Genomic DNA, 15,082 nt, shown 5'->3' on the forward strand with positions numbered 1-15,082 from the left:
CTAATTGGGATGACGCGCTGATTCTCTTCTGATTCCTCAGTTGATCAGCTTCAATCGGATGGCTTTAGCTACCAACTGGGTGCGGTTGACGCAATCGAGTTTTTTAATTGCGTTGGTCATATAGGCATTTACCGTGTGATCCGAGAGCGCCAGGATCTGGCCGATCTCGATCGAGGTCTTGCCCTGCGCCGTCCACCGCACGACCTCGAGCTCGCGGGCCGAGAGCGCGCTATGGGTACTCTCTTCATTACGCTTGACGCTGTTGTAGGTGTCGACGGCGTGGAGAACGATCATCGCGAGTTCATTGATCTCGCTCTGACCAAGGGATGCGCGTTCACCGCCGAACCAGAAGACGAGGCGTTGTCCATCGCCGGAATTGATCGGCATGGCGATGCCGGCGCTCAGACCGTGCTGCAGCATCAAGTTTCTAATGCCGGCGGGGAAAGCCTGGGAATGGCCGGGATCGTTAAGATGCCAGACCTGCGGTACGGCTGATTCCCTCATGCGCGCGGCAAAGGGACAGGCGCGCAGCATATGCGCGCGATCGAAATCCTTGATGTAGGAAACCGGCAGCGAGCTCTCGATGATCAGCGGCTTGAGCAGCAAATCTTCTATCGTCGGCGCGTTCAGCAGAGTGGCGTGCTCGAAACCGAAAGCAGCCGCCACCCTTCCAAGCGCCTGTGCGAACAGGCCGCGCGTGCGCGCCACTGCCAGCTCGCCCGATAGCAATGACTGCCTTTCAGAGGTAGTCATGTAAGACATTATACGCCCCCGCAAGTCCCCATGTTACCGCTATCAAATACATAAATCCGCCTGCATGCTAGCCCCAATTGACTTAGCACACGCTGATTAATTCATTTTGTGAAAAATTAACCAGATGAAAAACGCCCTTGAGTTGATTTTCGGGCTATACGGGTAGAAGGGCTGTGCCTTTTACCTCCTCCATAACCGCATAGGTATGCGTTTCGCGGACGCCGGGCAGGGGAAGAATCACCTCCGAGAGAAACTGGCGATAAGCTTCCATCCCCGCCATGCGCGCCTTCACAAGATAGTCAAAGCCTCCTGCGACCATATGACATTCCATGACGTCGTCGCTGCGTTTTACTGCCGCAGCAAAGGCATCGAAAACGTCAGGCGTGGTACGATCGAGCTTCACCTGTACGAAGACGAGGAGATTGCGGCCGAGTTTCTCCGGCGAAAGGATTGCCATATAGCCCGTGATATAACCGTCTCGGGTCAGGCGCTTGACGCGCTCGGCGGTGGCCGTGGGTGACAGATTGACGCGTTCGGCGAGCTCTATGTTGGAAAGCCGTCCTTCCTTTTGCAGCGCACGGAGAATCTTGCGGTCGAGACGGTCGAGCTCTTTCATTTTTCGCGGCCTTTCAGGCGGTGGGTAGGCGAAGATCGTGTTGGTCGGCCTCAGTTTAGTGAAAAACACCACGAATGAACAGCTATGTTGCCGAAATCACGGAGAACACTTCATGCCGACCCAGATTTCCACGCCTTTTTCCCCGTTCAACGCTCCATTTGCCGGCGACGATGATCGCCTTCTGCATGGTTTTGCTGAAGGCTTGCGCTTTTCGGCCTCTCAGGACAGGGCGATCGACAAGCGCGCGGGCGGCATGATCGAGGCGATCCGCAGCAATTCGGGATCGATCGGCGGTGTGGAGGATTTCCTCAGGGAATACGGGCTTTCCACCAAGGAGGGTCTGGCGCTGATGGTGCTTGCCGAAGCGCTGCTGCGCGTGCCCGATGCGCTGACGCAGGACAAGCTGATCGAGGACAAGCTGAAGGAAGGCGGCTGGAGCGAGCATGAAGGCAAGGCAGACAGCTGGTTTGTCTCCGCCTCGGCCTGGGCGCTCGGCCTTTCGGCACGCATCATCCGTCCCGGCGAAACGCCTGAAGGTGTGGTGCGCGGCCTCGTCAAGCGCATGGGTCTGCCGACCGTGCGCAATGCCACCAAGCAGGCCATGCGCTTCCTCGGCCATCACTTCGTGCTCGGCGAGACGATCAAGGATGCGCTGAACCGTGCGGCCAAGAGCGAGGAGAAGGGCTATCGTCACTCCTTCGACATGCTGGGCGAGGGCGCACGCACGGCTGAGGACGCCAAGCGCTACTGGCAGTCCTATGCCATGGCGATCGAGGCGATCGGCGGCTGGATGGCGAAGAACGGCAAGGGCAAGGATCTGCCCGACCGGATGGGTATTTCCGTCAAGCTTTCAGCGCTGCATCCGCGTTATCTCGCCACCCATCGCGACCGCGTGATGAAGGAACTCGTGCCCGACCTCTTGAAGCTCGCGCAGATGGCCAAGGCACATCAGCTCAATTTCACCATCGACGCCGAAGAGGCTGACCGGCTGGAGCTTTCGCTCGATGTGATCGCCGCCGTCTTTTCCGATCCGTCGCTTGCCGGCTGGGACGGCTTCGGCCTCGCGATCCAAGCCTATCAGAAGCGCGCGGTCGCCGTGATCGATTACATCGACGAACTCTGCGCAAAGCTTGGCCGCCGCATGATGGTGCGCCTCGTCAAGGGCGCCTACTGGGATACCGAGGTTAAACGGGCGCAGGAGCGCGGGCTCGATGATTATCCGGTCTGGACCCGCAAGCAGGCGACTGATCTCTCCTATCTCGCCTGCGCGCAGCACATGCTTGCCAAGCGGGCGCGTATCTTCCCGCAGTTTGCCACTCATAATGCGTTGACGGTTTCCGCCATCCTGGAGCTTGCCGGCAATGATCGCTCCGGCTTCGAATTCCAACGCCTGCATGGCATGGGCGAGAGCCTCTACGACCATCTGCTGGACACCAACGACCGGATCGCCTGCCGAATCTATGCACCGGTTGGAGGTTATCGCGATCTGCTTGCCTATCTCGTCCGGCGCCTTCTGGAAAACGGCGCCAACTCCTCTTTCGTCGCCATGGCTGGTGACAAGAACGTGCCGGTCAAGGCATTGCTGGAGCGCCCTGCCGAAAAGCTGCAATTCGATGTCGGCGCGAGTGCGCGCAACAGCAAGATCCCGATGCCGCTGCAGCTTTACGGTAAGCGCAAGAACAGCGCCGGACTGGAATTCGGTCATCGCGCGACGCTTGAAAAGCTGATGGGTGCGATCCGGAGGGGGCTTCCCGCCATCGCTGCGACGCCTCTCGTCCCCGGTGTGGCTGCCAGCGGTTCGGATGTGCCTGTCGTTTCGCCATCCGATCGTTCGAAGACCGTCGGTTCGGTTCGCAACGCCACCGCTGCCGATATCGACAAGGCTTTTGCCGTTGCAGCCAAAGGCTTCAAGACATGGTCGCGCCGCTCGGTCGAGGAGCGCGCATCGGTCCTGGAGCGCATGGCCGATCTCATGGAAGAAAACCGCGACAGGCTGCTTATGCTTCTGGCCGCAGAAGCCGGCAAGACGCTCGATGACGGCATTGCGGAGATCCGCGAGGCCGTGGATTTCTGCCGCTACTATGCTGGTGAGGCGCGCCGGCTCTTCGGCACCGCGACGAAGATGCCCGGGCCGACCGGAGAGGACAATCGCTACCTCTGGCGCGGGCGCGGGGTTTTTGCCTGCATCTCGCCCTGGAACTTCCCGCTGGCGATCTTCCTCGGGCAGGTTTCGGCCGCGCTCGTTTCCGGCAACGCCGTGCTCGCAAAGCCAGCGCCGCAGACGCCGCTGATCGCCTATGAAGCAGTGAAGCTGTTCCACAAGGCTGGCGTGCCCGTTGATGCGCTGCTTTTCGTGCCTGGCGGTCCCGATGTCGGTGCTGCCATCACCGCGCATGCGGCGCTTGCCGGTGTCGCCTTTACCGGCTCGACGAGGACGGCATGGGCGATCAACCGGGCGCTGGCGGCCAAGGATGGGCCGATCGTGCCGCTGATTGCCGAAACCGGTGGTCTCAACGCCATGGTGGTCGATGCGACAGCGCTTGGCGAGCAAGTGGCCGACGATGTGGTTCTTTCGGCCTTCCGCTCGGCCGGTCAGCGCTGCTCGGCGCTGCGTCTGCTCTTCCTGCAGGAAGACATCGCCGAGCACATGACGCAGATGATCGAGGGTGCTGCGCGTGAGCTGCAGCTCGGTGATCCAGCATTGGAAACCACCGATGTTGGCCCAATCATCGACGAGAAGCAGAAGGCGATGCTGGAAGCGCATATAGCCGAGATGCAGAAGACGCAGAAGGTGCGTTATGCCGGCAAGGCGCCTGGTGACGGCAGCTTCTTCGCGCCGCATATTGTCGAACTCGACAAGCCGGCAGCGCTGACCAAGGAAGTCTTCGGGCCGGTATTGCACATCGTCAGATGGAAGGCGAAGGAGTTGCCGAAGGTCCTGCAGGACATTCAGGCTTCCGGCTACGGCCTGACGCTCGGCATCCACAGCCGCATCGAATCCACGATCCGCACCGTCACCGATGCGCTCGATACCGGCAATGTCTATGTAAACCGCAACATGATCGGCGCCGTCGTCGGCACTCAACCCTTCGGCGGCTCTGGGCTCTCTGGCACCGGATTCAAGGCGGGTGGGCCGGCCTACCTGCTACGTTTTGCCTTGGAACAGGTTATCTCGGTGAACACGGCGGCAGCGGGCGGCAATGCCAGCCTGATTGCAATGGGCGAATAAAGTAACAGGGCGGCAGAAGGCTCTCGGAATCCAGCTTGCTGCCGTTCAAGCCAATTGCTAAGCGTATGATCAGGTGCAGCTGAGGCAATCTAATCGTGCGCTTTGCAATTTCTTTTTTGGTGAAGTGCCTATCCTTCCGATCGTTACTTATTTTGTTTCTTTTAAACTTGCCGATCGGAGCCAGTGTCTCCGAAGCCGCCAAGCAGAAACAGGCGGGGCAGCCCCCGATGGATTTCATTCTTGTGCGCAGCCTCTCCTGTCTGGACGACTGTCCTGAATGGATCTCGGCGGAGGGGCGCATAACGTCCGATACGCCAGCGCGGTTGCGAAAATTTCTCAAAAAGATCGGGGACCGGAAAGTGCCTATCGTCCTTCGCTCGGAGGGTGGCGAAGTCGATGCCGCCTATGCAATGGGCCGGATGATCCGCAAGGCTGGTCTTGAAACGGCAGTCGGCGGCACGCAGCTGAAGGATTGCCCCGATGACGATAGGCGCTGCGCTGCGGCTATCGCAAAGGATGGCACTTCAGTCGGGGACACCTATTCGGACGGTGCGTTCTGTTATTCCGCGTGTCCTCTGGTGTTGGCCGGCGGCACGTCGCGTGCCTCGTCGCAATGGGCCTATATCGGCGTCCACCAGATCACGACCATCTATCAGAAGGTGCGTATCTCTTACCGGATCGAATACAAGATGGTGAACGGCAAGAAGACCGAAGTCTCCCGCAAGGAGGTCGGACGAAAGCCAGCTGGGCAGCGCAGCTCCACCAAGCTGGGCAAGAAAGCCACAGCTGCCCTTACGGGCTATTTGAAGGAAATGGGCGTCAGTGGTGATCTGGTCGATGTGATGATGGCTACCACCCCTGCAAGCATCGCAGTCATACCGCCTGAAGACGCAGTTCGAATGGGTCTTCTCACGGACGTACTGACATTCAGTGAGTGGCCCGGTATGCCGCTCTGTCCTAAAGACGCCGCGGCGAGCGCCGTCTGCTATCGCCAGCCTGTGGCCGAGGTGGCTGTAGCGCCGGCGCCTGTGGCGGAGGCACCGGTGAAGCGTACGACCGTATACACAAGCGGCGGTCTGCCTAAAACCCATCCTATGGACTTTCTCGTGATGTACCATGGCAATTGCCAGGACGAGTGTACGCAGTGGATTTCTGCGGATGGGGACATTACGCCGGATACGCCGGCTCAGCTGGACGCGATCTTGAAGACGCTCGGAGGAAAAAAGCTGCCCGTTGTCTTTCAGTCCTATGGTGGCGACAGGGATGCCGCTTTCGTGATGGGGCGCATGATCCGTGCTGCAGGTCTCGATACATCAATTGGCAGGACGAGATTGCCGAATTGTCCGATGATGGATCCGCGCTGTGAGGCTGGCATGGCCAAAAGCGGCCCGACCGAGGGCGAGGTCTTTGCCGGCGGTGCATATTGTTTTTCGAGCTGCACTCTTGCTCTCATGGGCGGAGAGTTGCGGCTTGTGGGAAATTCGGCGCTTGGCCTTAGCCGGCCGATGGACAAGCTTACAGACACTGATCGTGAAGAATTTTACAGCTATTTCAAGGAAATGGGCGTCAGCCCTGATGCATTCGACACAATGATGATCACACCGCCGAATGGCAGGGGGGATATCCTTTATTCCCAAGCGATCGGGCTCGACATTATCGATGGCGCGATCCCTGACGATGAAGAGCCTGGCTCTCATTTCTGTGGACCGAATGCGAAGGAAAGTGTCCGGTGCCCCAGAAAATCCGAGGCGGCAATCGTACCTGCTGCGGCATCGGTTAACTGATGCCGGGATGCGAGAAGGGACGCTGTAACGGCTCGGCGCTTTTGCTTCGCACTGCGATCGTTCGCCAGTTGTATCCGGCTTGACGCCGCCTTACGCCTTGTCCTTCAGATCATTCTTCGAGGTCACGCTCATCAGCTTCTCGAGGAAGCCGAGCATGACAGCGGAAACGACGAAGGCCAGATGCATGAGGGTCAGCCACATGATCTTGCCATCGGTATATTGATCGACGTTGAGGAAGACCTGAAGCAGGTGGATGGAGGAGATGGCGACGATCGAGGAGGCGACCTTGATCTTCAGGCTGCCGGAATCGAGCTTGCCGAGGAAGGAGACTTCGCCTTCCTTCTCAGCCTCATCGAAGCGGCTGACGAAGTTTTCATAGCCTGAAATCATCACCATGACGATGAGGCTTGCGACGAGTGCCGCATCGATAAGCCCGAGCATGGCGAGGATCATTTCCGCCTCGCCGAGCTCGAATACGCTTCCTGCGACCTTCAGGAATTTGAAGGCGAAGGATACGGCATAGACGGCGAGTGCCAGAACGAGGCCGATGTAGAAGGCAACCAGTAGCCAGCGGCTGGACAGAATGATGCGCTCGACCAGAAGCTCCAGTGATTTCATAGTCTATCCCCGTAAAACTCAGAATCGCTGGTGACTAATAAACAAGGGAAGAAGCCCACCGCAAGACGCAGTACTATTCACAGGTTCGGGATATTTCGCTATCCGATTGAAATAAACGCCGAGTCCGTTGCGCTGAGAGAATGAGGACAGGATCCATGACTGCCATCAAATCCGATATAGAAATCGCACGCGCGGCGACGAAGAAGCCGATTTTCAAAATCGGCGGCAAGCTTGGCATTCCCCCGGAACAACTCGTCCCCTATGGACATGACAAGGCGAAGATCAGTGCCGAGTTCATCGCCGCCCAAGAGGGCAAGAAGGACGGCAAGTTGATCCTTGTTACCGCCATCAACCCGACGCCGGCGGGCGAGGGCAAGACGACGACCACCGTCGGTCTAGGCGATGGGCTGAACCGCATCGGCAAGAAGGCGATCGTCTGCATACGCGAGGCTTCGCTCGGTCCCTGCTTCGGCGTGAAGGGCGGGGCGGCGGGCGGCGGATATGCGCAGGTCGTGCCGATGGAAGACATTAACCTGCATTTCACGGGCGATTTCCACGCGATCACCTCGGCGCATAATCTGCTCGCGGCGATGATCGACAACCACATCTATTGGGGCAACGAAGAGAATATCGACCTGCGCCGCATTACCTGGCGGCGCGTAATGGACATGAACGACCGGGCGCTGCGCAGCATGGTGTCCTCGCTCGGCGGCGTATCCAACGGGTTCCCGCGGCAGAACGGCTTCGATATTACCGTCGCGTCCGAAGTCATGGCGATCCTCTGCCTGGCGACCGACCTCAAGGATCTGGAACGTCGGCTCGGCGATATCATCATCGGCTACCGCTTCGACAAGACGCCGGTCTATGCCCGCGACCTCAAGGCCGATGGGGCCATGGCCGTGCTCCTGAAGGATGCCATGCAGCCGAACCTCGTGCAGACGCTGGAAAACAATCCGGCCTTCGTGCATGGAGGGCCTTTCGCCAATATCGCCCATGGCTGCAATTCGGTGATTGCGACGAAGACAGCGCTGAAACTCGGCGAATATGTCGTGACGGAAGCGGGCTTCGGGGCAGATCTCGGGGCCGAGAAATTCTTCGACATCAAGTGCCGCAAGGCGGGATTGAAGCCGAGTGCTGCCGTGATCGTCGCGACCGTCCGGGCGCTGAAGATGAATGGCGGCGTGAAAAAGGACGATCTCGGCGTTGAGAATGTTCAGGCGCTGGTGCGCGGCTGTTCCAATCTCGGCCGCCACATTGCCAATGTACGCCGGTTCGGCGTGCCCGTTGTGGTCGCGATCAATCATTTCACGTCTGATACAGATGCGGAAATCGCTGCCGTCAAAGATTTCGTCGCGCGTCACGGCGCGGAAGCCATCCTCTGCCGTCACTGGGCGGAAGGGTCCGAAGGCATCGAGGACCTCGCCTATAAGGTTGTGGAGCTTGCCGAATCCGGACAGGCGAAGTTCGAGCCGCTTTATGGCGACGACCTGCCGCTGCTCGAAAAGATCGAGATCGTCGCCTCGAAGATCTATCACGCCGGCGAGGTGACGGCTGACAAGGCTGTACGCGACCAACTCGCAGCCTGGGAGGAACAGGGCTACGGCAAGCTGCCGGTCTGCATGGCGAAGACGCAATATTCCTTCTCTACGGATCCAAATCTGCGCGGTGCGCCCGAGGGGCATATCGTATCGGTGCGCGAGGTGCGCCTGTCGGCCGGCGCCGGTTTCGTGGTGGTCATCACCGGCGAGATCATGACCATGCCCGGCCTGCCGAAGTCGCCGTCGGCGGAGCGGATTTACCTGAATGACCAGGGTTATATCGAAGGGTTGTTCTGATCCCGGGCAGCTTTCACGCCTCTGATCAGCCGATGAGCTTGGCGTTTCCCAAATTCAGGGTCGATGAACAGCCAAATGAAGAGCCTCTCAAGGCTGCCGCTTAGCAATATCCCTATAGGGATGAGCCAGAGAACGTGGCCTGTGAACAGCAAACCTATGGCAGCTAAGAGCAGCCCGAAAATTATGCAGGCTGCGATAGCCTTCATTCGCTCTCCTAACCTCGCCTTCGTTATCCTCAGACTTTGATTTGGGAATTTGAGGAGCTGAGTCAAGCCGCTATCTCAAGCGCCTGAAATGATTAATGGCAGTAGCGAAAGTCACCCTTTCTCTTGATCACGTCGAGATGGAAGTGGGTTTCATGCGCGGCATCACTCTCGGGATCGAGCACTGTCGTGAAATAGAGGCAGCCTGCGGCGCTGACGGTGCGCTGGAATGCCCCTGTCAGCGTCGAATCATCGCGGCGCGAGCGGACGGCAACATCCTCGCCCTTCTTGAAGCTGAAGCTTGCGATATCGATGGCATTGCCGCGGGCATGTTCGGAGATTTTGCCGGTATCGGCGCCGTTGCGCAGGCGGCAAATGTAGGCGGAGGCCTGATTGATGGTGGTGATATCGCCGCTTTCCGGCAAGGCGACCGAGGCTGCGGGAATGACGCTTCCCTTCATCCATCGTGCGAGCGCCAGTGCCGTCGGGCAGCGTAGTGTTGCTTCGGGCTTCAGTGCGATGCCGGGCAGCGCTTGGGAGACGATGATCGGCTTGTCGATGCCGCAGCCGTTGTTGTCGTCGATGCGGGGTGTCTCACGGAAGACGACGCCGAGGCTCTGCAATTCTGTAGTGCATTCGGCATGGTCCGCATCGCTTTCCGGTTCGATGGTCAGATGCTGCTCTTCGAGCGTCTGCTCAGCCGGGGGCTTCGGTGTCAGGTCTTCCGGTGCGGGAGAGGGGGGACCAAATTTTTCGACGGCTGGCGCGGCCGGGATCTCGCTCGGTTTGGGCTGCGGTGTCGGAACCTCGGAGGCCGCCGGCGGTGTTTCGGGGTTTTGCGCAGGCGCGGGCTGAGGCTTGGGAACCTGCTCTTCTTCCGGTTTCTTTTCTGGCTGAGGGACTGCAGGCGCTTCGGTTGCTGCTTCTGGCTTTGCCTGAGGCACCGGGCCGGTTCGCGGCAGTCTTGCGCCGGGGAGCAGGGCGAGTGCGGCCAGAATGACCGCCATCTTCCGAAATTCTCTCACACGTCGTTTCCCGTTGATCGAGCGGAGGGGAAACGCAAGAACGGCGAATTCGTTGCAATTGCGCAACGTTTCCTGAGATCCTTAAAACTTGATGATATTATTCAAGATAAGTCGGCGAAATATATTGACAATAAAACTCATGTTTTTTATGCGGCAAAAAGAAGGCGGAAATCTCCGCCGTCGTCCGCAAGCCTAGCCAGCCCCTCGAGCGTCTGACGCGCCACGACAGCCAGCCCGGTAATTTTCATTTGAGGGTAGGTTATGATCGTCCGGCATTGGCGCTCGGTTCTAATGGTCTGCACAGCAGCCGCACTTGTTCTTCCCGTTTCACAGTCTTTCGCTCAGAGCGCTCCGGCGACTACGCCCGCCACGAATGCCGAAGGCGCAACCGTCCTTCAGAAAATCGTCGTCAAGGGAAACCGTGCCGCCCCCGGCAGTGTTGCCGACACGCCACTTGCAACCCAGATCGACAAGAAAGAACTGGAAAAGAAGCAGGTCACGAATTACGACGATATCGGCCGCAGCGTCGATGCAACCGTGAACTATTCGCGTGCAGACGCGGGCTTCAACCTGCGCGGCCTTTCCGGCCCGCGTATCCTGACGACAATCGACGGCATCCCGATCCCGTATGTTTCCAATAGCTCTCGTCAGGGCGCTTTTGCGACCAGCAACGCCAATGGCGGCGGCGATACGTTCGATTTCGACTCGCTGTCCTCGCTCGACATCGTGCGCGGCGCGGATTCGAGCAAGGGCGGTTCGGGCATGCTGGGTGGTGCCTTCGTTCTCAATACGCTGGAACCGGAAGACCTTATTCCGGAAGACCGCGACTGGGGCGCGATCGTCAAGTCGACCTATGACAGCGAAGATCGCAGCATTTCCGGCTCCGCTGCCGCTGCTAAAAAGGTCGGCAACACGTCGATCCTTTTCCAGGGTTCTTATCGCAAGGGCCACGAGCGCGACAACACGGGCGATAACGACAGCTATGGCCGCTTGCGCACCGAGGCGGATCCGGCTGATTTCGATCAGAACAATCTGCTCTTCAAGCTGCGCCAGGACCTCGAAGGCGGCCATCGCATCGGCCTGACGGCTGAGCGTTTCCGGCGCGATCTGAAGACCGATCTTCGGGAACAGCAAGGCTTTGGCCGCACATACATGATCAACAATTTCGACGGCCGTGAATTGCGCGACCGCGATCGTGTCTCGCTCGATTATGATTATGAAGCGCAGTCTTCCGATGCCTTCTTCAGTAGTGCTCGGGCGACGCTCTATTGGCTTGATTTGAAGAAGGAAGCCGGCAGCCAGGGCCGAACGGCCGCTAATGTTGCCTACGGCCGTAACAATGAGATCGAAAACGAAACCTGGGGCTTCAGTGGCACCGCGACCAAGGATTTCGAATATTCCGGCCTCAACCACTCCGTTCGTATCGGTCTTGACGTCGGCGTGTCGCAGTGGACGCAGTTTAGCTCGGCCCTTTGCCCGACACCGACCACGTGCCCATCGCTGAACAATCAGGCGGAAGTGCCCAATGTCGACAGTCAGAACCTTGCCCTGACTTTCGAAGACAAGATCGAGATCGGCAATACCGGCTTCGCGCTGACGCCGGGCTTCCGTTTTGACTGGTTCAATTACAATCCGTCGACTGGTGGCGGCTTCGCAACCAACACCGGCCTCGCGCGCTTCGGCGATCTTCGTGATCGGACGGAAGCTGCCATGTCGCCGAAGCTGCTTGCGACATACGACCTGACGCCCGACGTCCAGCTTTACGCTCAGTTTGCCGTTGGCTTCCGCGCTCCGACTGTAGACGAACTCTATAGCCGCTTCTACAATCCCAACGGCCGCTATGCGCAGCTTGGCAATCCCGATCTTGAGCCGGAAATCGGCCGTGGCATCGAGATCGGCGCCAATTTCGACACGGGCGGCATGCAGGGGCGAGTGGCTGCTTTCCACACCCGTTATCAGAACTTCATTGAGACGCAGCAGAACTATAACCCCGTAGCCAACTTCACGGAATTCAATTACGTGAACGTCTCGTCGGCCTCGATTTCGGGCCTCGAAGCGAATGTGATCAAGACCTTCGACAACGGCATCAATCTTCATACCTCGCTTGCTTATACCTATGGTCGGAATGACGATACGCAGGAGCGGCTGCGCTCTGTTGCACCGTTCAAGGCCATTATCGGCGGTGGCTGGAGCAACGACGAATACGGTTTCGACCTCTCCTCGACACTCTCGTCGCAGATGACCGGCAACGATAATGCGGAGACGTCTTTCGATGCACCTGGTTATGGCATCGTCGATCTGACGGCATGGTGGACGCCTGAGCAGGTCAAGGGTCTGCGCATCCAGGGCGGTGTCTATAACATCTTCGATCAGGAATATTACAGCGCGCTGGCAGTTCGTGACGTTAATTTGAGTTCACCGACGGCGTCACAGCCGAAGGAGTGGTACACGGAGCCGGGACGTACCTTCAAGATCTCGGTCACCAAGACTTTCTAACTGCAAATCAGCCTTTCAAGGCTGGGGTAGGGGCGGCTTTCGGGTCGCCCTTTTTCGTGCGCGAATGGCCCCTTGCGCTTGGCTTCATCTCAGGCTAACAATTTCGCCCATGAAGAAGTCCTTGAACATTGCAGTTTGGTGGTGGGCTCGCTGAGGCGGCCTCGACCAATCGTGTCCAAAGACGACGAACGAGCCGCCCGAAACTTCGAGGCGGCTTTTTTGTTTCAAAGGTCGCCTTTCGTCCGGGTCCGATAACGGAGTGGAACTATGGTAACGATCCTGCGGGATGATGGTGCGGAAATCTACGAGACCAAGGGCGGCATCACCGTCACCCGGCAGCGGCGGGCAATTCCCTATGCCGATGCAGTCTCGTCCTATGTCGACAAGCTCGACGAGCGCCGCGGCGCCGTCTTCTCCTCGAACTACGAATATCCGGGCCGTTATACGCGTTGGGATACGGCTGTCGTCGATCCGCCGCTCGGCGTTTCCTCCTTCGGCCGCAATGTCTGGATCGAAGCCTATAACGAACGCGGCGAAGTCATCCTTGATTTCATCGTCGAGCGGCTGAAGACGGTCAACGAGCTTGAACTCGGCGCATTGACCGCGCGCAGGCTCGATCTGACGGTGAAGATGCCCGACCGCGTCTTCACCGAAGAAGAGCGCTCGAAGATGCCGACAGTCTTTACCGTGCTTCGCGCCATCACCGATCTCTTCTATTCGCAGGCCGATGCCAGCATCGGCTTCTATGGCGCTTTCGGCTACGATCTCGCTTTCCAGTTCGACGCGATCAACCTGAAGCTGGAGCGTCCTTCCGACCAGCGGGACATGGTGCTCTATCTGCCGGACGAAATCCTCGTCGTCGACAACTATGCCGCAAAGGCGTGGGTCGACCGTTACGACTTCGCCAAGGATGGCAAGACGACGGAAGGCAAGGCCGATGATATCGCCGCCGAGCCGTTCATTCGCACCGACGCCATCCCGCCGAAAAGCGATCACCGGCCGGGTGAATATGCCGAGCTCGTCGTCAAGGCGAAGGAGAGCTTCCGCAAGGGCGATCTCTTCGAAGTGGTGCCCGGACAGAAGTTCATGGAGCGCTGCGAAAGCAAGCCTTCCGACATTTCCAAGCGGCTGAAGGCGATCAATCCGTCGCCCTATTCCTTTTTCATCAATCTCGGAAACCAGGAATATCTGGTCGGCGCTTCGCCTGAGATGTTCGTGCGTGTTTCCGGCCGCCGCATCGAGACCTGCCCGATCTCGGGCACTATCAAGCGCGGTGACGATCCGATCGCCGACAGCGAGCAGATTCTCAAGCTCCTGAACTCCAAGAAGGACGAGTCCGAACTCACCATGTGCTCGGATGTCGACCGCAACGACAAGAGCCGCGTCTGCGAGCCGGGTTCGGTCAAGGTGATCGGCCGCCGGCAGATCGAGATGTATTCACGGCTGATCCACACGGTCGACCATATCGAAGGCCGTCTGCGGGATGATATGGACGCCTTTGACGGCTTTCTCAGCCATGCGTGGGCCGTCACCGTTACCGGTGCGCCGAAGCTCTGGGCCATGCGTTTCATCGAATCTCATGAGAAGAGCCCGCGCGCATGGTATGGTGGGGCGATCGGCATGGTCGGCTTCAATGGCGACATGAATACCGGCCTGACGCTGCGCACCGTGCGCATCAAGGACGGCATTGCCGAAGTGCGCGCCGGTGCGACGCTGCTCAACGATTCCATTCCCGAGGAAGAAGAAGCCGAAACCGAACTGAAGGCCTCCGCCATGCTTTCCGCAATCCGCGATGCCAAGACGGGCAATTCCGGCAAGACCCAGCGCGATGTCGCCTCCGTCGGCAAGGGCGTCAACATCCTGCTGATCGACCATGAAGACAGTTTCGTGCACACGCTGGCGAACTACTTTCGCCAGACCGGTGCCACGGTCTCGACCGTTCGTACGCCGGTGCCCGAAGAAGTCTTCGATCGGCTGAACCCTGACCTCGTCGTGCTGTCGCCTGGTCCCGGCAATCCCAAGGATTTCGACTGCAAGGCGACGATCAAGAAGGCGAGGGCACGCAATCTGCCGATCTTCGGCGTCTGCCTAGGCCTGCAGGCGCTTGCGGAGGCTTATGGCGGCGAGCTTCGTCATCTGGCGCTGCCGATGCATGGCAAGCCGTCGCGCATCCGCGTGCTGGAACCGGGTATCGTCTTCTCCGGCCTTGCCAAGGAAGTGACGGTCGGACGCTATCATTCGATCTTTGCCGATCCGTCGACGCTGCCGCGGGAGTTCATCATCACCGCCGAGAGCGAGGATGGCACGATCATGGGCATCGAGCATGCCAAGGAGCCGATCGCGGCCGTGCAGTTCCATCCGGAATCGATCATGACGCTCGGCGGCGATGCGGGTATGCGGATGATCGAGAATGTGGTGGCGCATCTTGCCCGCAGGGCCAAAACCAAGGCGGCCTGATACCAAAGGCATAAGCAATAAAAAACCCGCCGGAATGGCGGGTTTTTTATGTGCATTGGTTTGTCC

10 protein-coding genes are annotated in these 15,082 nt (G+C 58.9%); 5 read left to right on the forward strand and 5 right to left on the reverse strand.

All coding sequences use genetic code 11. The annotated features are described in order from the left end of the window. Positions 1-36 precede the first annotated feature (36 nt). Both H4W29_RS15475 and H4W29_RS15480 read right to left on the reverse strand, forming a co-directional pair. Positions 37-762 carry a helix-turn-helix transcriptional regulator gene (locus H4W29_RS15475; protein WP_192729691.1) on the reverse strand — a complete coding sequence of 242 codons (726 nt, stop codon included), beginning with the start codon at positions 760-762 and terminating at the stop codon, positions 37-39. A gap of 145 nt (positions 763-907) precedes the next feature. Then, a complete protein-coding gene (locus H4W29_RS15480) occupies positions 908-1,369 on the reverse strand; it encodes an Lrp/AsnC ligand binding domain-containing protein (RefSeq protein WP_192729692.1) in 462 nt (153 codons plus the stop codon). Positions 1,370-1,481: 112 nt separating this feature from the next. On the opposite strand from H4W29_RS15480, the gene putA reads away from it, so the two are divergent. Next, positions 1,482-4,598 carry a bifunctional proline dehydrogenase/L-glutamate gamma-semialdehyde dehydrogenase PutA gene (gene putA / locus H4W29_RS15485; protein ID WP_192729693.1) on the forward strand — a complete coding sequence of 1,039 codons (3,117 nt, stop codon included), beginning with the start codon at positions 1,482-1,484 and terminating at the stop codon, positions 4,596-4,598. Positions 4,599-4,693: 95 nt separating this feature from the next. Further along, the gene (locus H4W29_RS15490) at positions 4,694-6,382 is read left to right on the forward strand and encodes a COG3904 family protein (RefSeq protein ID WP_192729694.1); all 1,689 of its coding nucleotides are present in this window, start codon (positions 4,694-4,696) and stop codon (positions 6,380-6,382) included. A gap of 90 nt (positions 6,383-6,472) precedes the next feature. Here the strand turns inward: H4W29_RS15490 and H4W29_RS15495 are convergent, their stop codons facing one another. Then, entirely contained in the window at positions 6,473-7,000 is a 528-nt protein-coding gene (locus tag H4W29_RS15495; protein WP_192729695.1) for a TIGR00645 family protein, read from the reverse strand. Between the two features lie 155 nt (positions 7,001-7,155). Here H4W29_RS15495 and H4W29_RS15500 point away from each other — a divergent pair, with 155 nt between their 5' ends. Further along, positions 7,156-8,835: a formate--tetrahydrofolate ligase gene (locus tag H4W29_RS15500; RefSeq protein WP_192729696.1), complete on the forward strand. Its 1,680-nt coding sequence runs from the start codon at positions 7,156-7,158 to the stop codon at positions 8,833-8,835. Here H4W29_RS15500 and H4W29_RS15505 read toward each other — a convergent pair. Next, entirely contained in the window at positions 8,814-9,041 is a 228-nt protein-coding gene (locus H4W29_RS15505; protein ID WP_192729697.1) for a hypothetical protein, read from the reverse strand. The genes H4W29_RS15500 and H4W29_RS15505 overlap by 22 nt on opposite strands. Positions 9,042-9,133: 92 nt before the next feature. Further along, positions 9,134-10,045 carry an extensin-like domain-containing protein gene (locus H4W29_RS15510; RefSeq protein ID WP_192730750.1) on the reverse strand — a complete coding sequence of 304 codons (912 nt, stop codon included), beginning with the start codon at positions 10,043-10,045 and terminating at the stop codon, positions 9,134-9,136. Positions 10,046-10,324: 279 nt separating this feature from the next. Between H4W29_RS15510 and H4W29_RS15515 the strand changes: the two genes are divergently transcribed. Together H4W29_RS15515 and H4W29_RS15520 are read left to right on the forward strand one after the other, a co-directional pair. Further along, on the forward strand, positions 10,325-12,559 hold the full coding sequence (locus tag H4W29_RS15515; protein ID WP_192729698.1) for a TonB-dependent hemoglobin/transferrin/lactoferrin family receptor: 2,235 nt from the start codon (positions 10,325-10,327) through the stop codon (positions 12,557-12,559). Positions 12,560-12,826: 267 nt separating this feature from the next. Further along, positions 12,827-15,016 carry an anthranilate synthase gene (locus H4W29_RS15520; RefSeq protein ID WP_192729699.1) on the forward strand — a complete coding sequence of 730 codons (2,190 nt, stop codon included), beginning with the start codon at positions 12,827-12,829 and terminating at the stop codon, positions 15,014-15,016. The last annotated feature ends 66 nt before the right edge of the window (positions 15,017-15,082 follow it).

The sequence above is a fragment of the Rhizobium viscosum genome, from assembly GCF_014873945.1.
Lineage (GTDB): Bacteria > Pseudomonadota > Alphaproteobacteria > Rhizobiales > Rhizobiaceae > Rhizobium > Rhizobium viscosum.

Excerpts from the sequence above, each read along its gene's own strand:
- H4W29_RS15480 (WP_192729692.1), bottom strand. The coding sequence starts at position 1,369 with ATGAAAGAGCTCGACCGTCTCGACCGCAAGATTCTCCGTGCGCTGCAA.
- H4W29_RS15510 (WP_192730750.1), bottom strand. The coding sequence starts at position 10,045 with ATGGCGGTCATTCTGGCCGCACTCGCCCTGCTCCCCGGCGCAAGACTG.
- H4W29_RS15515 (WP_192729698.1), top strand. The coding sequence starts at position 10,325 with ATGATCGTCCGGCATTGGCGCTCGGTTCTAATGGTCTGCACAGCAGCC.
- H4W29_RS15475 (WP_192729691.1), bottom strand. The coding sequence starts at position 762 with ATGTCTTACATGACTACCTCTGAAAGGCAGTCATTGCTATCGGGCGAG.
- putA (WP_192729693.1), top strand. The coding sequence starts at position 1,482 with ATGCCGACCCAGATTTCCACGCCTTTTTCCCCGTTCAACGCTCCATTT.
- H4W29_RS15505 (WP_192729697.1), bottom strand. The coding sequence starts at position 9,041 with ATGAAGGCTATCGCAGCCTGCATAATTTTCGGGCTGCTCTTAGCTGCC.
- H4W29_RS15520 (WP_192729699.1), top strand. The coding sequence starts at position 12,827 with ATGGTAACGATCCTGCGGGATGATGGTGCGGAAATCTACGAGACCAAG.
- H4W29_RS15500 (WP_192729696.1), top strand. The coding sequence starts at position 7,156 with ATGACTGCCATCAAATCCGATATAGAAATCGCACGCGCGGCGACGAAG.
- H4W29_RS15495 (WP_192729695.1), bottom strand. The coding sequence starts at position 7,000 with ATGAAATCACTGGAGCTTCTGGTCGAGCGCATCATTCTGTCCAGCCGC.